Annotated in this window: 17 protein-coding genes and 1 tRNA gene; 12 read left to right on the forward strand and 6 right to left on the reverse strand. The window is 56.8% G+C overall.

Annotation, left to right across the window (positions count from 1 at the left end; genetic code table 11):
- The first annotated feature begins 310 nt into the window (after positions 1 to 310).
- The 10 genes from HMPREF2527_RS00415 to pknB all read left to right on the forward strand — a co-directional run bounded on the left by HMPREF2527_RS00415 (position 311) and on the right by pknB (position 12,769).
- Entirely contained in the window at positions 311 to 1,873 is a 1,563-nt protein-coding gene (locus HMPREF2527_RS00415; protein WP_070505492.1) for an alanine/glycine:cation symporter family protein, read from the forward strand.
- A 194-nt stretch (positions 1,874 to 2,067) separates the two neighbouring features.
- A complete protein-coding gene (locus HMPREF2527_RS00420) occupies positions 2,068 to 2,370 on the forward strand; it encodes a PLDc N-terminal domain-containing protein (RefSeq protein ID WP_239668365.1) in 303 nt (100 codons plus the stop codon).
- A gap of 131 nt (positions 2,371 to 2,501) precedes the next feature.
- Positions 2,502 to 2,588 (forward strand) — tRNA-Leu (locus tag HMPREF2527_RS00425).
- A 228-nt stretch (positions 2,589 to 2,816) separates the two neighbouring features.
- A complete protein-coding gene (locus tag HMPREF2527_RS00430; protein WP_049341962.1) occupies positions 2,817 to 3,698 on the forward strand; it encodes an FhaA domain-containing protein in 882 nt (293 codons plus the stop codon).
- A complete protein-coding gene (locus tag HMPREF2527_RS00435; RefSeq protein ID WP_049341961.1) occupies positions 3,698 to 4,162 on the forward strand; it encodes an FHA domain-containing protein FhaB/FipA in 465 nt (154 codons plus the stop codon). The genes HMPREF2527_RS00430 and HMPREF2527_RS00435 overlap by 1 nt, the downstream gene beginning before the upstream one ends.
- Before the next feature lie 3 nt (positions 4,163 to 4,165).
- Positions 4,166 to 5,929: a PP2C family protein-serine/threonine phosphatase gene (locus HMPREF2527_RS00440; protein WP_049341960.1), complete on the forward strand. Its 1,764-nt coding sequence runs from the start codon at positions 4,166 to 4,168 to the stop codon at positions 5,927 to 5,929.
- Positions 5,922 to 7,382, forward strand: a complete 1,461-nt coding sequence (locus HMPREF2527_RS00445; RefSeq protein ID WP_005507381.1) for an FtsW/RodA/SpoVE family cell cycle protein — start codon at positions 5,922 to 5,924, stop codon at positions 7,380 to 7,382. The genes HMPREF2527_RS00440 and HMPREF2527_RS00445 overlap by 8 nt, the downstream gene beginning before the upstream one ends.
- Positions 7,375 to 8,814 carry a peptidoglycan D,D-transpeptidase FtsI family protein gene (locus HMPREF2527_RS00450; RefSeq protein ID WP_070505494.1) on the forward strand — a complete coding sequence of 480 codons (1,440 nt, stop codon included), beginning with the start codon at positions 7,375 to 7,377 and terminating at the stop codon, positions 8,812 to 8,814. Before HMPREF2527_RS00445 ends, HMPREF2527_RS00450 begins: the two co-directional genes overlap by 8 nt.
- Positions 8,811 to 10,568, forward strand: coding sequence for a protein kinase domain-containing protein (locus tag HMPREF2527_RS00455; RefSeq protein WP_070505496.1), 1,758 nt, complete (start codon positions 8,811 to 8,813; stop codon positions 10,566 to 10,568). Before HMPREF2527_RS00450 ends, HMPREF2527_RS00455 begins: the two co-directional genes overlap by 4 nt.
- Before the next feature lie 47 nt (positions 10,569 to 10,615).
- Positions 10,616 to 12,769 (forward strand): Stk1 family PASTA domain-containing Ser/Thr kinase, encoded by a 2,154-nt coding sequence (pknB, locus tag HMPREF2527_RS00460; protein WP_070505498.1) that lies wholly within the window; start codon positions 10,616 to 10,618, stop codon positions 12,767 to 12,769.
- 212 nt (positions 12,770 to 12,981) lie between these two features.
- Here the strand turns inward: pknB and HMPREF2527_RS00465 are convergent, their stop codons facing one another.
- From HMPREF2527_RS00465 to HMPREF2527_RS00470, 3 genes are read right to left on the reverse strand one after another with little or no spacing between them, the layout of a single operon-like run.
- Positions 12,982 to 13,614 (reverse strand): aminodeoxychorismate/anthranilate synthase component II, encoded by a 633-nt coding sequence (locus HMPREF2527_RS00465; protein WP_012904364.1) that lies wholly within the window; start codon positions 13,612 to 13,614, stop codon positions 12,982 to 12,984.
- Between the two features lie 15 nt (positions 13,615 to 13,629).
- Positions 13,630 to 13,791, reverse strand: coding sequence for a hypothetical protein (locus HMPREF2527_RS09735; RefSeq protein ID WP_005507386.1), 162 nt, complete (start codon positions 13,789 to 13,791; stop codon positions 13,630 to 13,632).
- 18 nt (positions 13,792 to 13,809) lie between these two features.
- The gene (locus tag HMPREF2527_RS00470) at positions 13,810 to 14,559 is read right to left on the reverse strand and encodes a class E sortase (RefSeq protein WP_049352863.1); all 750 of its coding nucleotides are present in this window, start codon (positions 14,557 to 14,559) and stop codon (positions 13,810 to 13,812) included.
- A gap of 159 nt (positions 14,560 to 14,718) precedes the next feature.
- On the opposite strand from HMPREF2527_RS00470, the gene HMPREF2527_RS00475 reads away from it, so the two are divergent.
- A complete protein-coding gene (locus HMPREF2527_RS00475; protein WP_005507388.1) occupies positions 14,719 to 15,033 on the forward strand; it encodes a cell division protein CrgA in 315 nt (104 codons plus the stop codon).
- Between the two features lie 199 nt (positions 15,034 to 15,232).
- Here the strand turns inward: HMPREF2527_RS00475 and HMPREF2527_RS00480 are convergent, their stop codons facing one another.
- Positions 15,233 to 16,150, reverse strand: a complete 918-nt coding sequence (locus HMPREF2527_RS00480; protein WP_012904366.1) for a LysR family transcriptional regulator ArgP — start codon at positions 16,148 to 16,150, stop codon at positions 15,233 to 15,235.
- 208 nt (positions 16,151 to 16,358) lie between these two features.
- Here HMPREF2527_RS00480 and HMPREF2527_RS00485 point away from each other — a divergent pair, with 208 nt between their 5' ends.
- Positions 16,359 to 16,991, forward strand: a complete 633-nt coding sequence (locus HMPREF2527_RS00485; protein WP_070505500.1) for a LysE/ArgO family amino acid transporter — start codon at positions 16,359 to 16,361, stop codon at positions 16,989 to 16,991.
- Between the two features lie 22 nt (positions 16,992 to 17,013).
- Here HMPREF2527_RS00485 and HMPREF2527_RS00490 read toward each other — a convergent pair whose 3' ends face one another.
- A complete protein-coding gene (locus tag HMPREF2527_RS00490) occupies positions 17,014 to 18,447 on the reverse strand; it encodes a D-mannonate dehydratase (RefSeq protein WP_070505506.1) in 1,434 nt (477 codons plus the stop codon).
- A gap of 47 nt (positions 18,448 to 18,494) precedes the next feature.
- Positions 18,495 to 19,043 (reverse strand): GTPase, encoded by a 549-nt coding sequence (locus HMPREF2527_RS00495; protein ID WP_070505502.1) that lies wholly within the window; start codon positions 19,041 to 19,043, stop codon positions 18,495 to 18,497.
- Positions 19,044 to 19,258 lie beyond the last annotated feature (215 nt).

Below are 19,258 nucleotides of genomic sequence, written 5' to 3' on the forward strand. Positions count from 1 at the left end.
AAGCCCGGTGCGAGGTTTTGTACCTTGTGCCGGGCTTGTTGTGCCCGCCCTGCCGGTGCCGTCAACACCTCCACGGAGTCTATATTTACTCTGTCCATATATTAAGTATTCGTTACATTTTGCATTTGACCCCTTTTTTAAGTTGCTCCGTGAGGGTTGCGCACCCCACAATGAGGTGACTAATCATACGGAGTGTATCTGTCTCCGTTACGCGGCTTTGAGTCCGCGCCACCCAGCAATGTAGCCCACACGTTGTCCGTCTTTCGGATTTGAGCGTGCGGGCTTTTTGCTTTCAAGATTGGAGTGCCGAGTGGATTTTCTTCTGAATATCATCGGGGACATTAATACGCAGACTGCGGAACTGACTTCCTCCGTGGATGCCGTGCAGAACTGGATGTGGAGTAATTTCCTCTACTACGCTCTGATTGCGGCTGGTCTGTACATTACGATCCGCACTCGCGGTGTGCAGTGGCGTTCCATTAAGGAAATGATCCGCGTCCTGGGTGACCCGGTTGCTCGTGAGGCTGACGGTAAGAAGAGCATTTCTTCGTTCCGTGCGTTTACTGTTTCGGCGGCTTCTCGTGTGGGTACCGGTACTGTTGCGGGTGTTGCTTTGGCTATTGCTATGGGCGGCCCGGGTGCTGTGTTCTGGATGTGGGTTATTGCTGCTGTTGGTGCGGCTTCTGCTTTTGCGGAGTCCCTTCTGGGTCAGCTGTATAAGGAGCGCGGTAAGGATTCCTATATTGGTGGTCCGGCGTACTACATGAAGCGCGGTCTGAATGCTCCGTGGATGGGTTACATCTTTGTGGCGTTCATTGTGGTCACTTATGCGTTCGTGTTTGTGGCGGTTCAGACGAATGCTGTGGTGGATGCTGCGGCGAACTCGTTCAGCATTGATGTTTCGGGTACTAACTCGATGGGCTTCCGCATCACTATTGGTCTGATTATGGTGGCGCTGACTGCGGCTATTATTTTCGGTGGTATTCGCGCGATTTCTTCGGTGACTGAGTGGCTGGTGCCGATTATGGCGGTACTGTATCTGCTGCTGGGTCTGCTGGTTGTTCTGCTGAACATTGGCAAGGTTCCGGAGATGCTGCTGATGATTTTCCAGGGTGCTTTTGGCATCAAGGAGTTCGTGACCGGTGGCGCGATGGGCGCCGTGATTTGGGGTATGAAGCGTGGCCTGCTGACTAACGAGGCGGGTATGGGTACTGCTCCGAACGCTGGCGCGACCGCTACTATTTCTCACCCGGCTAAGCAGGGTTACGTGCAGACTCTGGGTGTTTACTTTGACACCATGATGGCGTGTACTGTGACTGCGTTTATTGTTCTGCTGTCGAACCCGACCTATGGTGATCGTTCTCGTGGTGCGTCGCTGACTCAGTCGGCGCTGGCTATGCAGCTGGGCGATTGGGCGGTTCACTTCTTGACCATCGCTATTTTCATGTTTGCGTTCTCGACCGTGATTGGTAACTACTACTACGGCGAGTCGAACATGCGTTTCGTGACTGAGCGTAAGCTGCCGATGACTATTTTCCGGGTGCTGGTTCTGGCGTTCGTGTTCTTCGGCGCGATTTCTTCGCTGGATCTGGTGTGGACTACCGCGGATATGCTGAATGCCGGCATGGTGATTGTGAACTTGACGGCTGTGCTGCTGCTGACCCCGAAGGTGGTTGCGGTCTTGAAGAATTACGAGGCTCAGCGTAAGGCTGGTTTGGAGCCGATTTTCAAGGCTTCGGATATGCCGGAGATTAAGAATCTGGCGGCGTGGGATGGCACCGATGCGGTGACTACCCGTGAGTTCTGGGCTGAGTATGATGCGAAGGTTGCTGAGCGTCGTGCCGCTAAGAAGGCTAAGAAGGCTAGCCGCTAGTTTGTGAGCTACACGCAGGTTTCTGCGTAAGGCTTTGCGGAGGGTCCGTCCTGCTGTGTGCGGGGCGGACCCTTTTACACGCCCGAGGGGCGTGCGGATGGCGTGCCTGCCAGCGCACGTTCTGGGTGCGTCCTAATGCATATCCCGGGGCGTGTCCGGGGTCTGTATCCTTAGGGAGGATATTAGGAGGGTTTATGGATTGGCGTGCCGTACTGGAGCTGGTGGTCACGGTTGTTTTTCTGGCGGGTATTGCGTTGGCGCTGCTGTGCCTGGTGACGATTCATCGGAACCCGCATTTTTCGGAGGTGCAGAAGTTGAAGTGGCTTCTGCTGGTGTTGTGCCTGCCGTATGTGGGTCCGGTGACGTGGCTGTTGCGTGCGCGTCTGGAACGTATTGACCGGGAGCGTACTGAGCAGGAACGCGGAGCGCAGGCTTCTGCGGCTGTTTCCGAGGTGACTGCTTCCGATACGGCGGCTTCTGAGGAGGACGGCTGGTAACGCCTCGGAGGCTCTTTCTGACACCCCCACCAATAATAAGTAACGAAGGTCACACTCTCTCAATTGGACAGCACCGCATGCGGTCCGTATAGTTTTATGTGTTGCCTGCGGTGATACACCGTAAGACACATGCGCGAGTGGCGGAATAGGCAGACGCGCACGGTTCAGGTCCGTGTGCCCGTGAGGGCGTGGGGGTTCAACTCCCCCCTCGCGCACCAACGATCCCCGGTTCGAAAGAACCGGGGATTTTTTCATATCCATAACCAATCCCCCGCTAAATGACGGGGTTCCAGAGCGATGGCGAGTGCATCACCTAAAATAGAATCGGGTGTGTTCATTCACAGGACACACAGCTAACGCACAGACACGCTCGTTAAACTGAGCCTTTCGGATAAAGACCGTTTGCGCGGTCTGTTGCTCGGAATGGTCGTTGAGAAGGAGGCGGCATGAAGTTTTTCGACAAGCTGGGCAAGCTGGAGCAAGGCATCGGTCGCACTGTCGGCCTTTCCAAGGGCTTCGGCACCTTTGCGAAGGCGGATGTCGCTAACCGCGTCCGCATCATGATGGATGACGAGTCCTATGTGGACGGCAGTGGCCGCACTATGGCTCCTAATGTCTATACTCTCCGTTTCGCACCGGTTGATTTCCCTCGCGTACGCGAGTGGGGCAACCCGTTCGCTGTTGAGCTGTGCGATTTGGCGATTTCGCACGCCCGCGCGCAGGGTTACACCCTGATTGGTGCGGTTCGCGTGACCTTCAACGTTCTTGATTCTCTCTCTGAGGGCGAGTTTGAGGTTGTTGCGACCTTCGAGCCGTTCTCTGTGCCGGAGGCTCCGGCGTCCCCGTCTTTGCGTGGTGCTACTAACTATGCGCCGGTGCGTCCGCCGCGCGAGTCTTCTTTGCCGACCCGCATTACGAAGCCGGCTGCTCAGCCGGCCCAGCCCGCACACCCTGCACAGCCCGCGCAGCCTGCACAGCCGCAGGCTCCTGTGGGTCGCCCGAGCATGCCTGTAGCACCCCCGGCAACGGCAGCTCCCCGTTTCTTCTTGGAGATTGAGGGTCGCATGCACCCGGTGAACCACCTGCCGTTTGTGCTGGGCCGCGGTTCTGATGCTGATTTTCGTCTGGACGATAAGGGTGTTTCTCGCCGTCACCTGCAGCTTTCGATGCAGGGTGGTGCGGTGGTCGCCACCGATATGGGTTCTACCAACGGCACGTTGATTAATGGTGCGCCTCTGCGTGCGCCGGTGGTGCTGGCGAACGGTTCGCTGCTTCGCATGGGTAATACCCGCATCATCTTCCATAGTTCGACCGGAGGTGTCCGTTAATGGCGTCCGAACTGACTGTTACTATCCTTCGTTACGCTTTTCTGGCGCTCATCTGGTTCTTTGTTTTCCTGGTGGTTTCGGCTGCTCGCCGTGACCTTGGTTTGGGTAAGAACTATCGTGCGGCGCCGGTTGATGCAGTTCCGGAGGCTACCCATATTGTGCCTCCGCCGACTCGCCCTTCGCAGCTTGTGATTACTGCCGGTGCGCAGGCTGGCGCCATGATGCAGCTGGGCGACCAGCCGATTACTATTGGCCGCGCTAATGACATTGAGGTGTCTCTGCAGGATGATTACGCCTCGGGTCGCCATGCGCGCCTGTTCCCTCAGGGTTCCCGTTGGTTCCTGGAGGATTTGAATTCTACTAATGGTACGTTCGTCAATGGCGAGCGTCTGACTCGTGCGACCCCGATTGAGCCCGGTGATGATTTCCGCGTTGGCGGTACCACCATGCAGTTGAGGGGCTAGTGTATGAAGATTGCTTTTCGTTTTGAGGCCCGCTCTGATACGGGTCTGAAACGCTCGAAGAATGATGACTCCGGCTACGGTGGTCGTTTCCTTGCGGTCGTTGCTGACGGCATGGGCGGCCACGTGGGCGGCGATGTCGCGTCGGCTACGACGGTTCTGAATCTGACTCCGCTTGACCATCCTGACTTTGAGGATGGTACCGGTAGCGTTTATCTGGCTGATGAGATTCAGAGCGCGAACCTGATTATTAATGAGCTGGCGGCAAATGATCCGCAGCTGGCGGGTATGGGTACGACCTGTACTGCCCTGCTGATTGACGGTGACTGCATTGAGTTCGCCCATATTGGTGACTCGCGTGCGTATCGTCTGCGTCCGGGTGCTGATGGCGAGTTTGAGCAGATTTCTACTGACCATACGTTTGTGCAGCGCCTGCTCAATGAGGGTCGTATTACCCCGCAGGAGGCGGAGAACCACCCGCATAAGAACGTGATTATGCGCGTTCTGGGTGATGTTGACGCGTCCCCTGAGCTGGAGTTGAAGACTCTGGACGCTGTTCCCGGCGAGCGCTGGGTGCTCTCTTCGGATGGTTTGGATGCTGTGGTGTCCCTGTCGGAGATTGAGCAGGTCATGCGTTCTACCGATGACCTGTCTGAGATTGCTGACACTCTGATTGCGATGACCTTGGAGCGTGGCGCTCCGGACAATGTCACGGTTGTGTCTCTGCAGGTGATTGACCGTGAGGTTCTGCCGGTGGATGAGCCGGTGGGTCCTTCGAGCCTGCCTGAGTCTGCTCTGCCTGATTCGATTGTGGCGGAGCAGGAGGTCAGCACGAACACTCAGAAGCTTCCCGAGGTTGCTGCCACGGCTGAAGCTGCTGAGGCTTTTTTGGGTGCGCACCATGATGAGGACTCTGAGGAGCATCATCGTCGGTCGTTGCGCCGTTTCCGTCGTGCTCGTGACTTCTCTGGCACCCTGTTGCACAGCGGTTCTGGGGCGGTTCGTCACCATATCGGTACGTACGATAACGCCGTGGATGCGGCTCTTACGAACGCTGCGATTTTGCGTAGCGAGTTGGGTTCCCGCCCGCATCAGCTGGTTGGTGCCGCTTCGGTGGCTACTGAGACCGGCATGATTCCGGCGGTGACTTCTCGTACCCTGGAGCATCGTGCGACGGTGGCTCAGCGTGTGCCGTTGAAGGTTGAGTCTGATGAGGCGGCCCTGCCGGCTGAGCTGGAGGAGCTGATTGCTGAGGACACTGAGGAGCGTTCGCGTCCGAGGTCGTGGCCGATTCGCCTGTTTATTACTCTGCTGGTTGCGGCTGTTTTGACGTTGGCTGCGTGGACCGGTCTGCGTTATGTAGAGCGTAGCTACTATGTGGGTGAGAGTGACGGCACGGTTGCGGTGTACAACGGTATTCCGCATGCGTTGGGCCCGATTCGCCTTTCTCACGTGGTGGAGAATACCGATATTCCTACGAGTGAGCTGAGCGATCATACGCGTTCTTTGTTGCGTAATGCGATTACGGCGAAGGACCTGGATGATGCGCACCAGATTGTGTCTCGTTTGAAGACTCAGGCGGATCAGACGCGTGAGAAGGCTGAGCAGGCTGCAGCGTCTGCCTCGGCTTCCGCTTCCGCTTCCCCGAGCTCTGCGGCACCCAGTGAGGCTCCGAGCTCTGAAGCACCGGGCTCTGATTCGGCATCCCCGGCTCCTGAGCAGGCTTCTTCGGAGGCTCCTGCTGCGGTAGGCGGTGAGAATAATGGCTAAGTTCTCGTTCCGTCGTGAGTCGGATGCGCCTCGTGCACGCCGTTTCACGGAGCTTTTCCTGCTGGTTTTGGCGGTGGGTATCAGCTCGTTCGGCATGTATCTGATTGATCCGGAGCATGCTTTTGATACGTCGAAGAGCCAGTGGTTGCCGTGCACGGTGGTGCTGGGTGCCGGTGCTCTTCTGATTCACCTAGTCATGCAGTTCCGCGCACGTTATGCTGATCCGTTTATTCTGCCGCTGGTGGTGGCGCTGAACGGTATTGGTTTGACCATGATTTATCGTCTGGACCCGCAGATTGCGGCGCCGGTGGGTGATGGTCAGCTGATGTGGACCGGCGTGTCTATGGTGCTGTGCGCGATTATCGTGTTCGTGCTCAGGGATTACCGTCTGCTACGTAAGGTCACGTACACCTCGCTGGTGTTGTCGATGATTCTGCTCATCATGCCGCTGGTTCCGGGTCTGGGTATGGAGCTTAATGGTGCTCGTATTTGGATTCATATCGGTAACCGCACGTTCCAGCCGGGTGAGGTCGCGAAGATTACTTTGGCGATTTTCTTCGCCGGCTATTTGGCGACGCACCGTGACCTGATTCTGGTGGCTGGCCGCCGTATTGGTCCGATTAATCTGCCGCGTCTGCGTGATTTGGCGCCGGTGTTCTTGGCGTGGATTGTGAGCCTGGGTGTTCTGGTGTTCCAGAAGGACCTTGGTTCGGCAATCATGTTCTTTGGTCTGTTCATGGCGATGCTGTACCTGTCGACCGGTCGTATTTCGTGGCTGGTGGTTGCGGGTATTGGTATGGCTGTGGGTGGCTATTTCGCGTACCACTATGTCTCGCACGTGCATGCCCGTATTTATGCGTGGGTGCACGCTTTTGATCCGGAGATTTACCAGGCGTCTCCTGGCGGTTCGGGTCAGATCCTGCAGGGCGTTTTTGGTCTGGCTTACGGCGGTCTTTTTGGCCGCGGTTGGGGTCAGGGCCGCGCGAACCTCGTCCCGTACGCTAACTCGGACATGATTATTTCCTCGTTGGGTGAGGAGCTGGGCCTGGTTGGTCTGGGTGCGATCCTGATGATGTTCATGCTCCTGGTCTCGCGCGGTTACCGTGCGGCGTTGGGTACTCGTGATGGTTTCGGTAAGTTGCTGGCTGCCGGCCTGTCTACGGTCATGGTTCTGCAGCTGTTCGTGGTGATTGGTGGCGTGACTCGTTTGATTCCGCTGACCGGTCTGACGACTCCTTTCATGTCTGCCGGTGGCTCCTCGTTGGTGGCTAACTGGATTATTGTGGCGCTGTGGCTGTCGATTTCTCATAGTGCCCGTGCACCTCACCTGGTGGCTGGTTACGATGCTCCGCAGGGTATTGACCATGCGGACACTAGCTACGAGCCGGAGGGTGCTACTAGCGTTCTGGCGCGTATTACGGCTAAGGATTCTGGAGGTGAGAAGAATGGATAGGGCTATTCGCCGCATGTGGATGTCTGCCGCGTGCGTGTTTGTCCTGCTGATGGGTACCCTCAGCTATATTCAGTTCTTCGATTCGAAGACGCTGATGAATAATCAGTGGAATTCTCGAGCGCTCTACGATAATTACGGTTCGGCACGTGGTTCGATTGTGGTTGACGGTACGGAGATTGCTTCGTCGGTGAAGTCCGATGATGAGTACAACTACCAGCGTGTGTACAACCACCCGCTCAAGTATGCGGCTCTGACCGGTTACTTCTCCACGATTTATGGCGCGACCGGGCTGGAAGCGGCACTCGATAAGGAGCTTGCCGGCACGAGCGATAGCCAGTTCTACGACCGTGTGGCGCAGCTGTTTAGCGGTTCTTCCGCGCAGGGCGCTAGCGTGGAGCTGACGATTAATTCGAAGCTTCAGGATATTGCCTATAACGCGTTGCAGGGCCGTAAGGGTGCTGTGGTGGCGTTGAACCCGAAGACTGGTGAGATTCTGGCGATGGCTTCTTCGCCGTCCTATGATCCGAATCTTCTGTCGTCTCATACGAGCTCTTCGGTGTTGGCAAATTACCAGGCTCTGACTTCTGATGAGGACAGCCCCCTGTTTAACCGTGCGATTGCGGGTAACACCTATTCGCCGGGTTCGACCTTCAAGATTATTGATGCGGTGGCGGCGCTGGAGTCCGGCAAGTACAACGCATCTTCGGTCATTGCGAACCCCGCGCAGTTGCCGCTGCCGGGCACGAACATCAGCCTGCCGAACTATACGGGCGGTCAGTGTTCGACCCGCACTCAGGTGACGATTGAGTGGGCTTTGGCTCAGTCCTGTAATACGCCGTTTGCGCAGATTGCGATGGATTTGGGTCAGGAGCGTATCGCGAAGACCGCTGAGAATTTTGGTTACGGCCAGGATTTGAAGATTCCTTTGACGGTTTCTAAGTCGTCTTTCCCGTCGAATCTGACGCAGAGCCAGCTGGCCCAGTCGGCGATTGGTCAGTACGACGTGAAGACCACTCCGCTGCAGGTGGCGATGACTTCTGCAGCGATTGCAAATGGCGGCGTGCAGATGAAGCCGAACCTGATTCGTTCGGTGAAGACCAGCAACCTGAGCACTTTGCAGGAGTTCTCTCCTGAGAAGCTGCGTACGTCCACTAGCCCTGAAATTGCTAACCAGGTGAAGCAGTGGATGGTGAATGCGGTTGATAATGGTATTGCACGTAATGCTGGTGTCTCCGGTGTGAAGGTGGCGGGTAAGACCGGTACCGCGGAGACCACGGCAGGTTTGAATAATTCTTGGTTTACCGGTTTCGCGCCGGCTGATGATCCTCAGATTGCGATTGCTGTGGTTTATGAGGATATTGACGTGGCGACCGGTGCCCAGTTGGCAACCAGTACTAGTAAGCAACTCTTTGAGGCGGTGTTGAACAAGTGAGGCCTGCGGCTGATATCACTTTGGGCGGGCGCTACACCCTAACCGAACGTATCGCGATTGGCGGTATGGGCGAGGTGTGGAAAGCTCGCGACAAGGTGCTTGGACGCATCGTTGCGGTCAAGATCCTCAAAGAGGAGTACACCGGTGACCCGGGCTTCTTGGAGCGTTTCCGCGCTGAGGCCCGTAATACGGCGCTGTTGAACCACCCCGGCGTAGCGAACGTTTTCGACTACGGCGAGGAGGACAACTCCGCGTACCTGGTCATGGAGCTGGTGCCGGGTAATCCGCTCTCGAGCATTATCGAGCACGAGACTACCTTGCCGCCCGATCGTATTCTGAACTTCATTGCTCAGACCGCTCGCGCGTTGGCTGCGGCTCATTCGCAGGGTCTGGTGCATCGTGACGTGAAGCCGGGTAACCTGATCATCACTCCGGATGACCGTGTGAAGGTGACCGATTTCGGTATTGCTCGTCTGGCTAACCAGGTGCCGTTGACGGCTACCGGCCAGGTGATGGGCACTGCCCAGTATTTGGCGCCGGAACAGGCAACCGGTCAGGCGGCTACCGCGTCTTCGGATATGTACTCGTTGGGCATTATTGGTTATGAGTGCTTGGTGGGTCGTCGTCCGTTTACGGGTGAGTCGCAGATTGCGATTGCTTTGGCTCAGGTGAATGATCCGCCGCCGCCGCTTCCGGAGACCATCCCGGCTCCTGCTCGTGCGCTCATCATGTGCTTGTTGGCGAAGGACCCGGCTCAGCGTCCTAAGGATGCGACCGCTCTGGCTTCTGCGGTGGATGCGATTCGTCGCCGCGATCTGAAGGCAGCGGTGAAGGCTGTTCCTCCGCTGGCGCAGTTCTTGGCTGAGGAGAATGCTGACGACGGTACTGTCGCGATGACCGCTATGGATGTTGCGGCTGAGCCGATTAGTGCTTCTGCTACTCCGCGTTTTGGTTCTGGTGGTCGTTTCTCGCCGGAGCCGACGACGGCGCCTATTCCTCGTACGGGTGCGCAGACCATGCGTCCAGCTTCGGGTCGTGTGAAGGCTGCTGTTGCCCCTCCGGCTAAGCGTGGATCGAACGTGTGGATGTGGGTTGCTCTGCTTCTGGCAATCGTGCTGATTGCTGGCGGTATTTGGACGGTCCTCTCCTCCAATAGTGGTGGCGGTTCGACTGATCCGGTTCCGAGCGCTTCTTCGTCTGTTGTTCCGACGAACACGGGTACCGTTTCGACGGTGGAGCCGACTGAGTCTGCTTCTGCCCGTGCTGCAAAGCAGAAGGTGACCATCAACGCGATTAACTATGAGGGTCGTGAACTGCAGGATGCGGTGAACGAGCTGAAGAACCTTGGCTTGTCCCCCAAGACTGAGGGTGTTGAGTCTACTCAGCCGGAGAACACGGTGATTTCGGTTTCTCCGACGGGTACTTTGGAGCAGGGTAATAGCGTGACTGTTCGCTATTCCACCGGTCCGAAGTCGGTGACTTTGCCGTCGAACCTTGAGGGTAAGAACGTTGATGAGGCGTCGAAGGCTGTTGCCGCTCTGGGTGTGAATGTTTCTCTGCATTATGAGAATTCGGACACGGCGGCCCCCGGTACGGTGCTTCGTACTACCCCCTCATCTGGCACCAAGGTCACGGTTGGTAGTAATGTAGACATGTATGTGGCCTCTTCCAGTTCGGGTAGGGGTTCGAGTGCGAGCGCTTCTGCTGCACCGTCTGCGTCGGCTTCTGCTTCCGCTTCTGCGTCGGCGCGTTAGCCCCTACATTTTGATTTAGTTTTAGTCTTAGTGATCCAGGAGAACTTATGGACCTGTCGGTTCCCGACACGGTTGATAACCGTTACAAGGTACTCGAGGTAATCGGTACCGGTGCGATGGCAACCGTTTATGCTGCTGAGGATACTCGCCTCGGCCGCAAGGTTGCGCTTAAGATTCTGCGCCCGGAGCAGGCCCAGGACGATACGTTCCGCGCACGCTTTAAGCGTGAGGCGGAGGCTGTGGCGTCTCTGAACAATCCTGCGATTGTTGCTGTCTATGACACCGGTTCGTATAACCCTTCGCAGGATGGTGGGGAGTCTGCTTCTTCGGAAGAGGGCACCGCTATTCCTTATATCGTGATGGAGTACGTGGAGGGTCATACTCTGCGTTCCATTCTGTCCCGTGGCGGTCATCTGCCGGTCCGTGATGCTTTGGGTTATTCCGAGCAGCTGCTGGGTGCTTTGCAGTACAGCCACTCGATGGGCATCATTCACCGCGATATTAAGCCGGCGAATATTATGGTGCTGGAGCGTACCAGCGAGGATATCGCTAAGGGTCAGCCGGGCCAGATCAAGGTCATGGATTTCGGTATTTCCCGTGCCATTGAGGAAGCTGGCGAGGCGCTGACCAAGGCTAATGTGGTGATGGGTAGCGCACGCTACATGTCCCCTGAGCAAGTGAGCGGCAAGGAAGTTGACGCCCGTAGCGACCTGTACTCTGCTGCTTGCGTAATTTACGAGATGATTGCTGGTCGTTCTCCGTTTGACGCTGAGTCGAATGTTGATCTGGCGGCTAAGCATCTTTCGGATGCCCCTGAGCCTCCGAGCAAGTTCACCCCGCTTGAGGTTCCTGCTGGTCTGGATGCTGTGATTCTGAAGGGTCTGGCGAAGAACCCGGATGAGCGTTATCAGAGTGCTGCTGAGTTCGCTCAGGCTCTGGCGTCGGTTGTTCGCCCGGGTGAAGAGACCGTGGTTCAGGATGCAGCGATGACTACTGCTTTTGTTCCTTCGGCGACTACTGCTTCCCTGGGTGAGGATTACGCCCCGTACACCACCTCGATTACTGAGGCTTCGGTGGAAGACGGCGGCCTCAACGGCTTCTTCGAGTATGAAGACGATGAGGAACTGTATGACGAGGAGGAGTACGCAGAGTACGATGAGTCTTCGCCGCGTAAGCGTGCGTGGGTTCGTTTCCTTGTGGGTACTCTGATTGCGGCTCTGCTGTTCTTCAGTGTCGGCTCGGTGTTGTACTACCAGAACAAGCTCAATGAGGTTCCGCAGGTTCCGGTTCCGGCTGTGGTGAATGTTTCCCGCGATGATGCCGAGAACCAGTTGCGTAACCTGGGCTTCGTGCTGGAGTACCGTCAGGGCTACTCGGACAACGTCAAGAAGGGCGACGTTATCAGCGTTGAGCCGGGTGTTGGTTCTAAGGTCAATAAGGGCTCGACCGTTGTTGTGACTGTTTCGAACGGTCCGGAGAAGGTCAAGCTGCCGGATAACCTGCAGGGTCAGAGTGAGGCGTATGTCCGTAACGCTCTGAAGGACCTGGGTCTGGTGGATGGCCGCGTCTCCACTGTGGAGAGCGCTTCCGTTCCTGCCGGTATGGTTGTGGAGCTGTCCCCGGAGAAGGGCTCGACCGATGATAAGGGCGCTCAGACCGTTGAGGCTGGTAGCACCGTGAACATTGTCCTGTCTTCCGGTAAGGTGAAGGTCCCCTCGCTGGTGGGTCTGACCAAGGATCAGGCGATTGCTGCTCTGACCGCTCAGGATGTTCTGCTGAACACCAACATTGAGACTGTTCAGACTAACGAGCGTCCTGCGGGCACTGTGCTTTCGCAGAGCTCTGCGGCGGGTACTCTGGTGGCTCAGAACAGCACTGTGACGATCCGTGTGGCTGCTACTCCGACTCAGACGACCGCTCCGACTACTGCGGCTACTCAGCCTGCGGCAGCGACCGGTAACCAGAACGCTACTACTGGTAACCAGCAGCGTTCTACCGCGGCTAACCAGCAGGCTACTCAGCCTGCGGCAGCGACCGGTAACCAGAACGCTACCACTGGTAACCAGAACCAGCAGCGTTCTACCGCTACGGCTACTCCGGCACCGGCTGCGTCCGCTACTGCGGGTACCCGTACGATTCAGGGTACTAACGCGAATACCAATGCGAACAACGCTAATAATGCAAACGCTAACGCCCGCTAAGGGGTTCTAGCGGTTAGCAAAAGGGGCGGCGCTCCACACCGTTGGGTGTGGGGTGCCGCCCCTTTTCGCGTATCTGGGCTTGTTCGTGTATCTGGGTTTGCTCGTAGCTAGGGGTCCAGATATAGCTATCGCCTCCAGTTTCCCTGTAGCGTGTCTGCTACGGGGCTTCTGGAGGCGATATAAGCCGTTGAGGGCTTCTTAGGCTAGAAGTACTAGGCCATGAGGGGCGAGAGGCTCTTAGCGCGCTCTGCGGCTCCCTGCAGGCCGGTTTCTTCGAGCCAGTTGCCAAGCATGAGGTATCCGCTTTCGGTCAGGACCGATTCGGGGTGGAACTGCACGCCGTGCATGGGGGCCTCGCGGTGGCGCAGGCCCATGATGATGCCATTGTCGGTGGTGGAGGTGGTTTCCAGGACCTCGGGCATGGTTTCGGGTACAACCGCCAGGGAGTGGTAGCGGGTCGCGGTGAAGGGGCAGGGCACGTCCTTGAACACGGAGACGTTCTCGTGCACGAGGCGGGAGGTCTTGCCGTGCATCAGCTCGGGGGCGTGGGTGACGGTGCCGCCGAATGCCTCCGCGATGGCCTGGTGGCCGAGGCAGACACCCAGTAGCGGCTTCTTCGCTTCGGCTGCCCAGCGGATGGTGTCAATGATGACGCCTGCCTCTGCGGGGGCACCGGGGCCGGGAGAGACAAGCACGCCATCGTGTTCTTCGGCGAGCTTGATGACTTCGGCGAGCTCGTATTCGTCGTTACGGATGACGGTGGTTTCAGCGCCGAGCTGCTGGATGTAGCCGACGAGGGTGAAGACGAAGCTGTCGTAGTTGTCGATAACAAGGATGCGGGTCATGGCACGTCCTTAGCGCTAATGGTTGATGGTGACGTTCAGGTTGAAGGGGCCGTACTCTGCGAAGTGGGGGAAGACGAATTCCATGAGCAGGTAGACTACGGCGAGTATCAGCACGATGGCGATGATGATGCGAACCCACAGGGGTCCGGGAAGGTGGCGGAAAATCCATGCGTACATCTGCTTTTCCTCTCAGATTTAGGATCCTGCAACGGAGGCGGCAATTTCTGCGGGTGCTCCGGCTGCGGCGGGCTGCCAGGATTCGAGGCGGGCGTGGACAATGTATCGTTCGGTGTCGCCGTAGCGCGGGTGGCAGGTGGTGAGCGTCAGGAGGCGCTCGGTGGGTGCTACGCCGGGCTGTCCGGGGACGGGTTCGATGACTTCTACCTGGTCGGGCTGCACGATTTCGTGGCTGTAGACGGTGTAGGTGTAGTAGCCGTCTTTGGTACGCACGTAGATGTGGTCGCCTTCGGTGAGCAGGTCGATGTCGTTGAGGACTTTACCGCGGGTTTGGCGGTGGCCTGCGAGGGAGAAGTTGCCGACCTGTCCGGGCATGGCGCTTCCTTCGTAGTGGCCGAGTCCGAGGGAGTCGAGCACGTCGGAGCTGGTTCCCTGGGTGGCGGGGCGCTGGTAGTCGGATCCGAACTTGGGGATGTAGACGATGCCGAAGACTTCACCGTGGCCGGGTTCGCTCAGACCGGCGGGAGGGGTGTTGGGGTCCCAGTCGGGGAGGGGTTCGGCGGGGTTGGAGTCGAATTCCTGGACGAGGGTGCTGACGGCTTGGGATTGGGTGCGGTCGGCGTCGATGTTGGTCCACCAGAGCTGCCATGCGACGAAGAGCAACAGCAGGAGGCCCACGGTGATAAGGAGTTCGCCTGTAATCTGGATGATCCAGTGCAGCACGGTGCGGGGGCGGCGCTCTGCGGTGGGTGCCGTTCCTTGGCTCATGCGTTCTCCTTTGTCCTTTGGGTTGTGTATGTTCTTGGGCGCCGGGTGGCGTTCCTTATCTTTCAACGCACGGAGAAGGTGAAATCATCCCGTAAGTCTGCAAAGATAGGTGTGAACATATATTTTTAGGTTACCCATACAACAATAAGCGGAGGAAGTATGTCGACCAACTCGGCTAAGGCATCGTCCAAGAAGAAGTCTCAGAAGTCTGCTAAGTCTGAGGTGGAGGATGCAAGCGAGCTGCGTCTGCGTGAGATTGCTCGTGAGATGGAGAGCGGCACGCAGCTGAAGGAGCAGACTCCGTTGTGGTACCGAGTGATTATGTTCTCGCTGCTGGCGGTGGGCATTCTGTGGATTATTGTTTTCTACATTACGCAGGGCCTGTTCCCGATTCCTGATTTGGGTATGTGGAATGTGAGTGTTGGTGTGGGCGCCATGATGGTGAGCATGCTGATGATGACTCGTTGGCGCTAGAGTTTTAGGCGTTATGACTTAGGCGTTAGAGCTTATAGAGAGGCGGCCGTCCCGTGTGGGGCGGCCGCCTCTGTATGTGTGGTGGGGTGTTATAGGGTTTTATTACCCGGTTCTTATATTCTTATATAAGAATATAGTCTAGTCAGACATATATTTTTAACAATTTGGTTAATTTCAGAATCTTGAATCAATGAACCCTTTAGTAGATTAGGTCGCCTCGTGCCGCTTCGTGGACGCGGCGGGTTACGGTCTCCATAACGGGCGAGTTGATGTTCCAGCGCTGCCAGTAGAGGGGGAATTCTACCGGGGTTGCGGCGAGCTTCACGAGGTGCCCGCTTTCGAGCTCTTCGGCGCATTGCGCCTCAGGAATGAGACCCCAGGCAATACCGGAGCTGACGGCTCGCGCATAGTCCGGAGATGAGGGAATGTAGATGGTGGGGCTTTGGGTGAAGGTTTCTTCAGCCTCTAGACCTACCTCTTTTTCGATGAGGGCTCGCGCCACATCCTGCACAAAGTCTTTACGGTCATATTCGACGACGGGGGCACGATTGAGCTCTTCGCGACTCATGATCTTGGGCCAGCCGGGCAGGTACCGCTGCACGAAGTCGGGGGTGGCAACGCACCAGTAGCGTGCCACACCGAGGGTTTCGACGGAGCAGCCGGGGATTTTTTCGGGTTTGGAGGTGATGACTGCCATGACTTCTCCGGATCGGAGCATAGCGGAGGAGTGGAATTCGCCTTCTCGTCGCAGGTCACAGAAGATGCTGTCTTCGCGGCTGAGGATTCCTACGGCGTCGAGGAACCAGGTAGCGAGTGAGTCGGCGTTGACGGCAACGGAGACGCTCTGGAAGCCGCCGGCGCCCATGAGTTCGCGTTCCATTTCTTGCTGCAGGAATTCGCTTTGTCGGGCGATGCGCAGTACGCTTTGTCCGGCGTCGGTGGGGGTGACGGGGTTGCTTCGGCGTACCAGGACTTTTCCGGCAATCTGTTCCATGGCTTTGATGCGCTGGGAGATGGCGGAGGGGCTCACTCGCAGGATATCTGCTGCCGCGTCGAAGGTGCCGTATTCAATGACGGTGGCGAAGGTGGTGAGCTGGTCGGTACTGAAACGTGTCATAAGAATATCTTACGCAGTGTGAAAATATTTAGATAGATTTAGGGTCCTTTTTCCCGTATTCTCGTCTCTGGCACTTCACACTTCAGCTAACGCAGGCTTTATCCCTGCGTCGCGAGCTTTTGCCTGGCAAGCTGGTAGTAAGAGAGCCGCTACCCACCACTGCGTACGCGGGTTCATACCCCGTTTGATCAACAGAGAAAGTTTCACGATGTCCGCATCCCTCTCCCTGCTGTTTCTGGGTGCTACCACCACGATTTCTTTGGTGGCGGCTATTGGCGCCCAGGGAACTTTTGTGCTGCGTCAGGGTATTTTGGGTCGGCATATTACCCCGATCATTATTTTCTGCATTCTGTCGGATGCTCTGATGATTGGCTTGGGCGTGGTGGGCCTGGGCGCTCTGCTGGATGCGGCACCGTGGTTCATTGAGGTGTTCCGTTATGTGGGTGCGGCGTTTTTGGCGTGGTTTGGTTTTGAGGCTGGGCGGCGCGTGTTTACCCCGCATTCCATCGTGGTGGATGATGCGGAGGGCGATTCTCAGTCGTTGAAGGCGGCTCTGCTGACCACGGCGGCGGTGACGTATTTGAATCCGCTGGCGTGGTTGGATACGACTATTCTTTTGGGTTCACTGGCGAACGCCCAGGGCGATCCTGGCCGTTGGTGGTACTACCTGGGTTGCTGCTGCGGTAGCCTGATCTGGTTTTTGATGCTGGGCTATGGTTCGCGTCTGTTGCGTCCGCTCTTTGCGCGCCCTTCAGCGTGGCGCATTTTGGATGCGGCGGTGGCCCTACTCATGGTGTATCTGGTATTCAACCTGCTGACAGTGAACCTGTCGACCCACTAGCTTCTACCCCTACCTAACCTCTTTACGCCTTGTCAGGCTTTTTTTGCACTCTCTCCTCCTCGCTGAGGGGTATGAGTACTTCGTTCTTGGGCATGGTAAGCAGGCCCAGGTAGATATCGCGAATGATCAGGATGTGTTTGATTCGCTCAATCATGGGCTTGAGGAAGCTTCGGGCGTATTTTTCGTCGCTACTGGTGGTTGCAACGAAGTTGAGCCCGGAGAACACGGCAACGATCATGGACACCTTGATGACCACGGCGTTGATGTTGGTGTCTACGCCGAGGATTTTGAGGTGTTCGGGTTTGATGCTCATCCAGGATTCGATGGTGGTGTCGCTAATGGCGATGGACGAGAAGCCCATGAAGAATCCGAAGACGAGCAGCATGAAGAGGGTCGCCTGAATGATCTGCCCGATCATGGGGATGATGATGAGGTTGCTCCAGGGCGCGATTTTGAGGGGTCGGTGTTCAAGGATTTTCTGCTCTTCGACCCAGTCTTGGGCGGTGTTCCATATTCCACCTTCGAGGGCTGCGGCATGCTCGTAGTCGCTCTCGCTAAACCTTGCGATGTCGTCGCCTCTGTTGCGTCCTAGAAGGCGTGCTGTGCGCTCTAGGGAGGTCGTGACGACCACGAACACGGCGAGGAGCCCCATGAGCCCCAGAACAGCCCAGGTGCGCGGGAAGCTGAGCCCGTTGGCGAGCTTCCAGAGGTCTGCATTCACGAAGATGAAGAGCACGGACACCATGAGTACGGGTAGTACTTTCGCGATCATGGGCGGCAGGGAGGCGAGCTGGTGGATGGCGTGTTTGAAGGACCACCCTAGGATGGTGTCTACGCCGAGGAAGATGGCGAGGTAGATGCCCACAACGATGAGCGGGAATACTTGGGAACCGTCGTAGACGAAGTCGAGGCCGTCGAGGCTGCTGGATTCAAAGACACTGGCGACAAAGAGCATGCCGGCAAAAAGTACGGTAAGAATACCCGTGGTGATTTGAACCCACTTCGGAGTGCGGACCATCAGCACGTGGGCAAGAGTAATGAACACACCGGAGATTATCGGCATCACGAGGAAGATACCACCGAGCACGAGCATGGGTAGCACTTCATCGCTGAGTGCAGTGTTGGTCATGATGGCTTTGATGTATTCCGGGAGGGAACCCTTTGCGCCATCAACTACGAGAATGAGGATATCGCGTAGGAAGATGTAGCAGATGTGCATGATGCTCGCCCACAGGATCCAGGGTACGGAGCGAGGGAAGGCGTCGAGAGCACGCTGACGTGCAGGAATGATGAGGGGTACGCTCTGCTTGCGGAACCAGATATTGCTCTGCTTCAGCACATCAGTCTTGCTGTAGCGCTGAGGTTGTATCTCTCCCGCAGCCGCTTTGGTACGCAGTCGTGCCCAGATAGAGCGTGCATCCTTCTGCTGCGGGGTGTTCTGCTCCTGTGTGCTCATGACATACCACTCTACAGGGTCGAGCATGCCCTTTGATTATGTACCTTTTAGAGTTCTTCCTTCTGGAGTTCAGCTCCAATAAAGCGGGCGTACGCACTCATGAGTAGCGTGGCTGCTTCTTCTTGTTCCTCGTAAATGCCCAGTTCCTCGTCCTCACGACCTGCGTAGGTGCCGCTACTGATTTCGAGTAGGGATAGCGGTCCTTCTGCAGTCTCCGGGGCTAGGGCATCCAGGATAAAGCTCAGGCTTTCTTCCGATTCTTCAGCTACTCCCATGAGGCGCCCCAGGTATGTATCCGGGTAGGGTGCAATGGTGAGGACGTCTTCATTCTCGTGCTGAACAACGCGAGCTACAGGAATGATGTCACCGTCTGCGGTCTCTTCGAGCAGTAGCTCAGTGGAGAGGTCTATATGGCTTTCCTCGCTCTGCATAAACTGCCTGGGCCACCAGAGGTGAATGTATTCGGTCAGTGCCGCCCATGCTTCGTGAGGCTCCAGTGTGCTCTCTACATAGAGTGCTACCGTTCGTTCTTCACCGTTGTGTTGGCGCTGCTGATCGACTGGCTCTGGTGCGTGGGAGAACATGGGGTAGTGCATGGTTCTACTCTATCCCAGTGCGCTCCTCTCTGGAGGGGATATTCCTTCCTCCTTCATTTCCCTCGTTAAGGGATATGAGGGTACAAAAAAAGGGGCAGACCCATACGGGTCTGCCCCTTTTCGAGCTTTTAGCTGTTAAAGCAAAAGAGCCCGCGTAAGCGGGCTCTTTTTATTGCCTATTGGATTGTTATCCAAAAACCATACAGTGAACGCAA

This window comes from Rothia sp. HMSC071B01 (assembly GCF_001808945.1).
GTDB lineage: Bacteria > Actinomycetota > Actinomycetes > Actinomycetales > Micrococcaceae > Rothia.

Coding starts and splice junctions, on each gene's coding strand:
- HMPREF2527_RS00450 (WP_070505494.1), top strand. CDS start 7,375: ATGGATAGGGCTATTCGCCGCATGTGGATGTCTGCCGCGTGCGTGTTT.
- HMPREF2527_RS00465 (WP_012904364.1), bottom strand. CDS start 13,614: ATGACCCGCATCCTTGTTATCGACAACTACGACAGCTTCGTCTTCACC.
- HMPREF2527_RS00485 (WP_070505500.1), top strand. CDS start 16,359: ATGTCCGCATCCCTCTCCCTGCTGTTTCTGGGTGCTACCACCACGATT.
- HMPREF2527_RS09735 (WP_005507386.1), bottom strand. CDS start 13,791: ATGTACGCATGGATTTTCCGCCACCTTCCCGGACCCCTGTGGGTTCGC.
- HMPREF2527_RS00435 (WP_049341961.1), top strand. CDS start 3,698: ATGGCGTCCGAACTGACTGTTACTATCCTTCGTTACGCTTTTCTGGCG.
- HMPREF2527_RS00495 (WP_070505502.1), bottom strand. CDS start 19,043: ATGCACTACCCCATGTTCTCCCACGCACCAGAGCCAGTCGATCAGCAG.
- HMPREF2527_RS00440 (WP_049341960.1), top strand. CDS start 4,166: ATGAAGATTGCTTTTCGTTTTGAGGCCCGCTCTGATACGGGTCTGAAA.
- HMPREF2527_RS00430 (WP_049341962.1), top strand. CDS start 2,817: ATGAAGTTTTTCGACAAGCTGGGCAAGCTGGAGCAAGGCATCGGTCGC.
- HMPREF2527_RS00480 (WP_012904366.1), bottom strand. CDS start 16,150: ATGACACGTTTCAGTACCGACCAGCTCACCACCTTCGCCACCGTCATT.
- pknB (WP_070505498.1), top strand. CDS start 10,616: ATGGACCTGTCGGTTCCCGACACGGTTGATAACCGTTACAAGGTACTC.
- HMPREF2527_RS00470 (WP_049352863.1), bottom strand. CDS start 14,559: ATGAGCCAAGGAACGGCACCCACCGCAGAGCGCCGCCCCCGCACCGTG.
- HMPREF2527_RS00475 (WP_005507388.1), top strand. CDS start 14,719: ATGTCGACCAACTCGGCTAAGGCATCGTCCAAGAAGAAGTCTCAGAAG.
- HMPREF2527_RS00445 (WP_005507381.1), top strand. CDS start 5,922: ATGGCTAAGTTCTCGTTCCGTCGTGAGTCGGATGCGCCTCGTGCACGC.
- HMPREF2527_RS00490 (WP_070505506.1), bottom strand. CDS start 18,447: ATGAGCACACAGGAGCAGAACACCCCGCAGCAGAAGGATGCACGCTCT.
- HMPREF2527_RS00420 (WP_239668365.1), top strand. CDS start 2,068: ATGGATTGGCGTGCCGTACTGGAGCTGGTGGTCACGGTTGTTTTTCTG.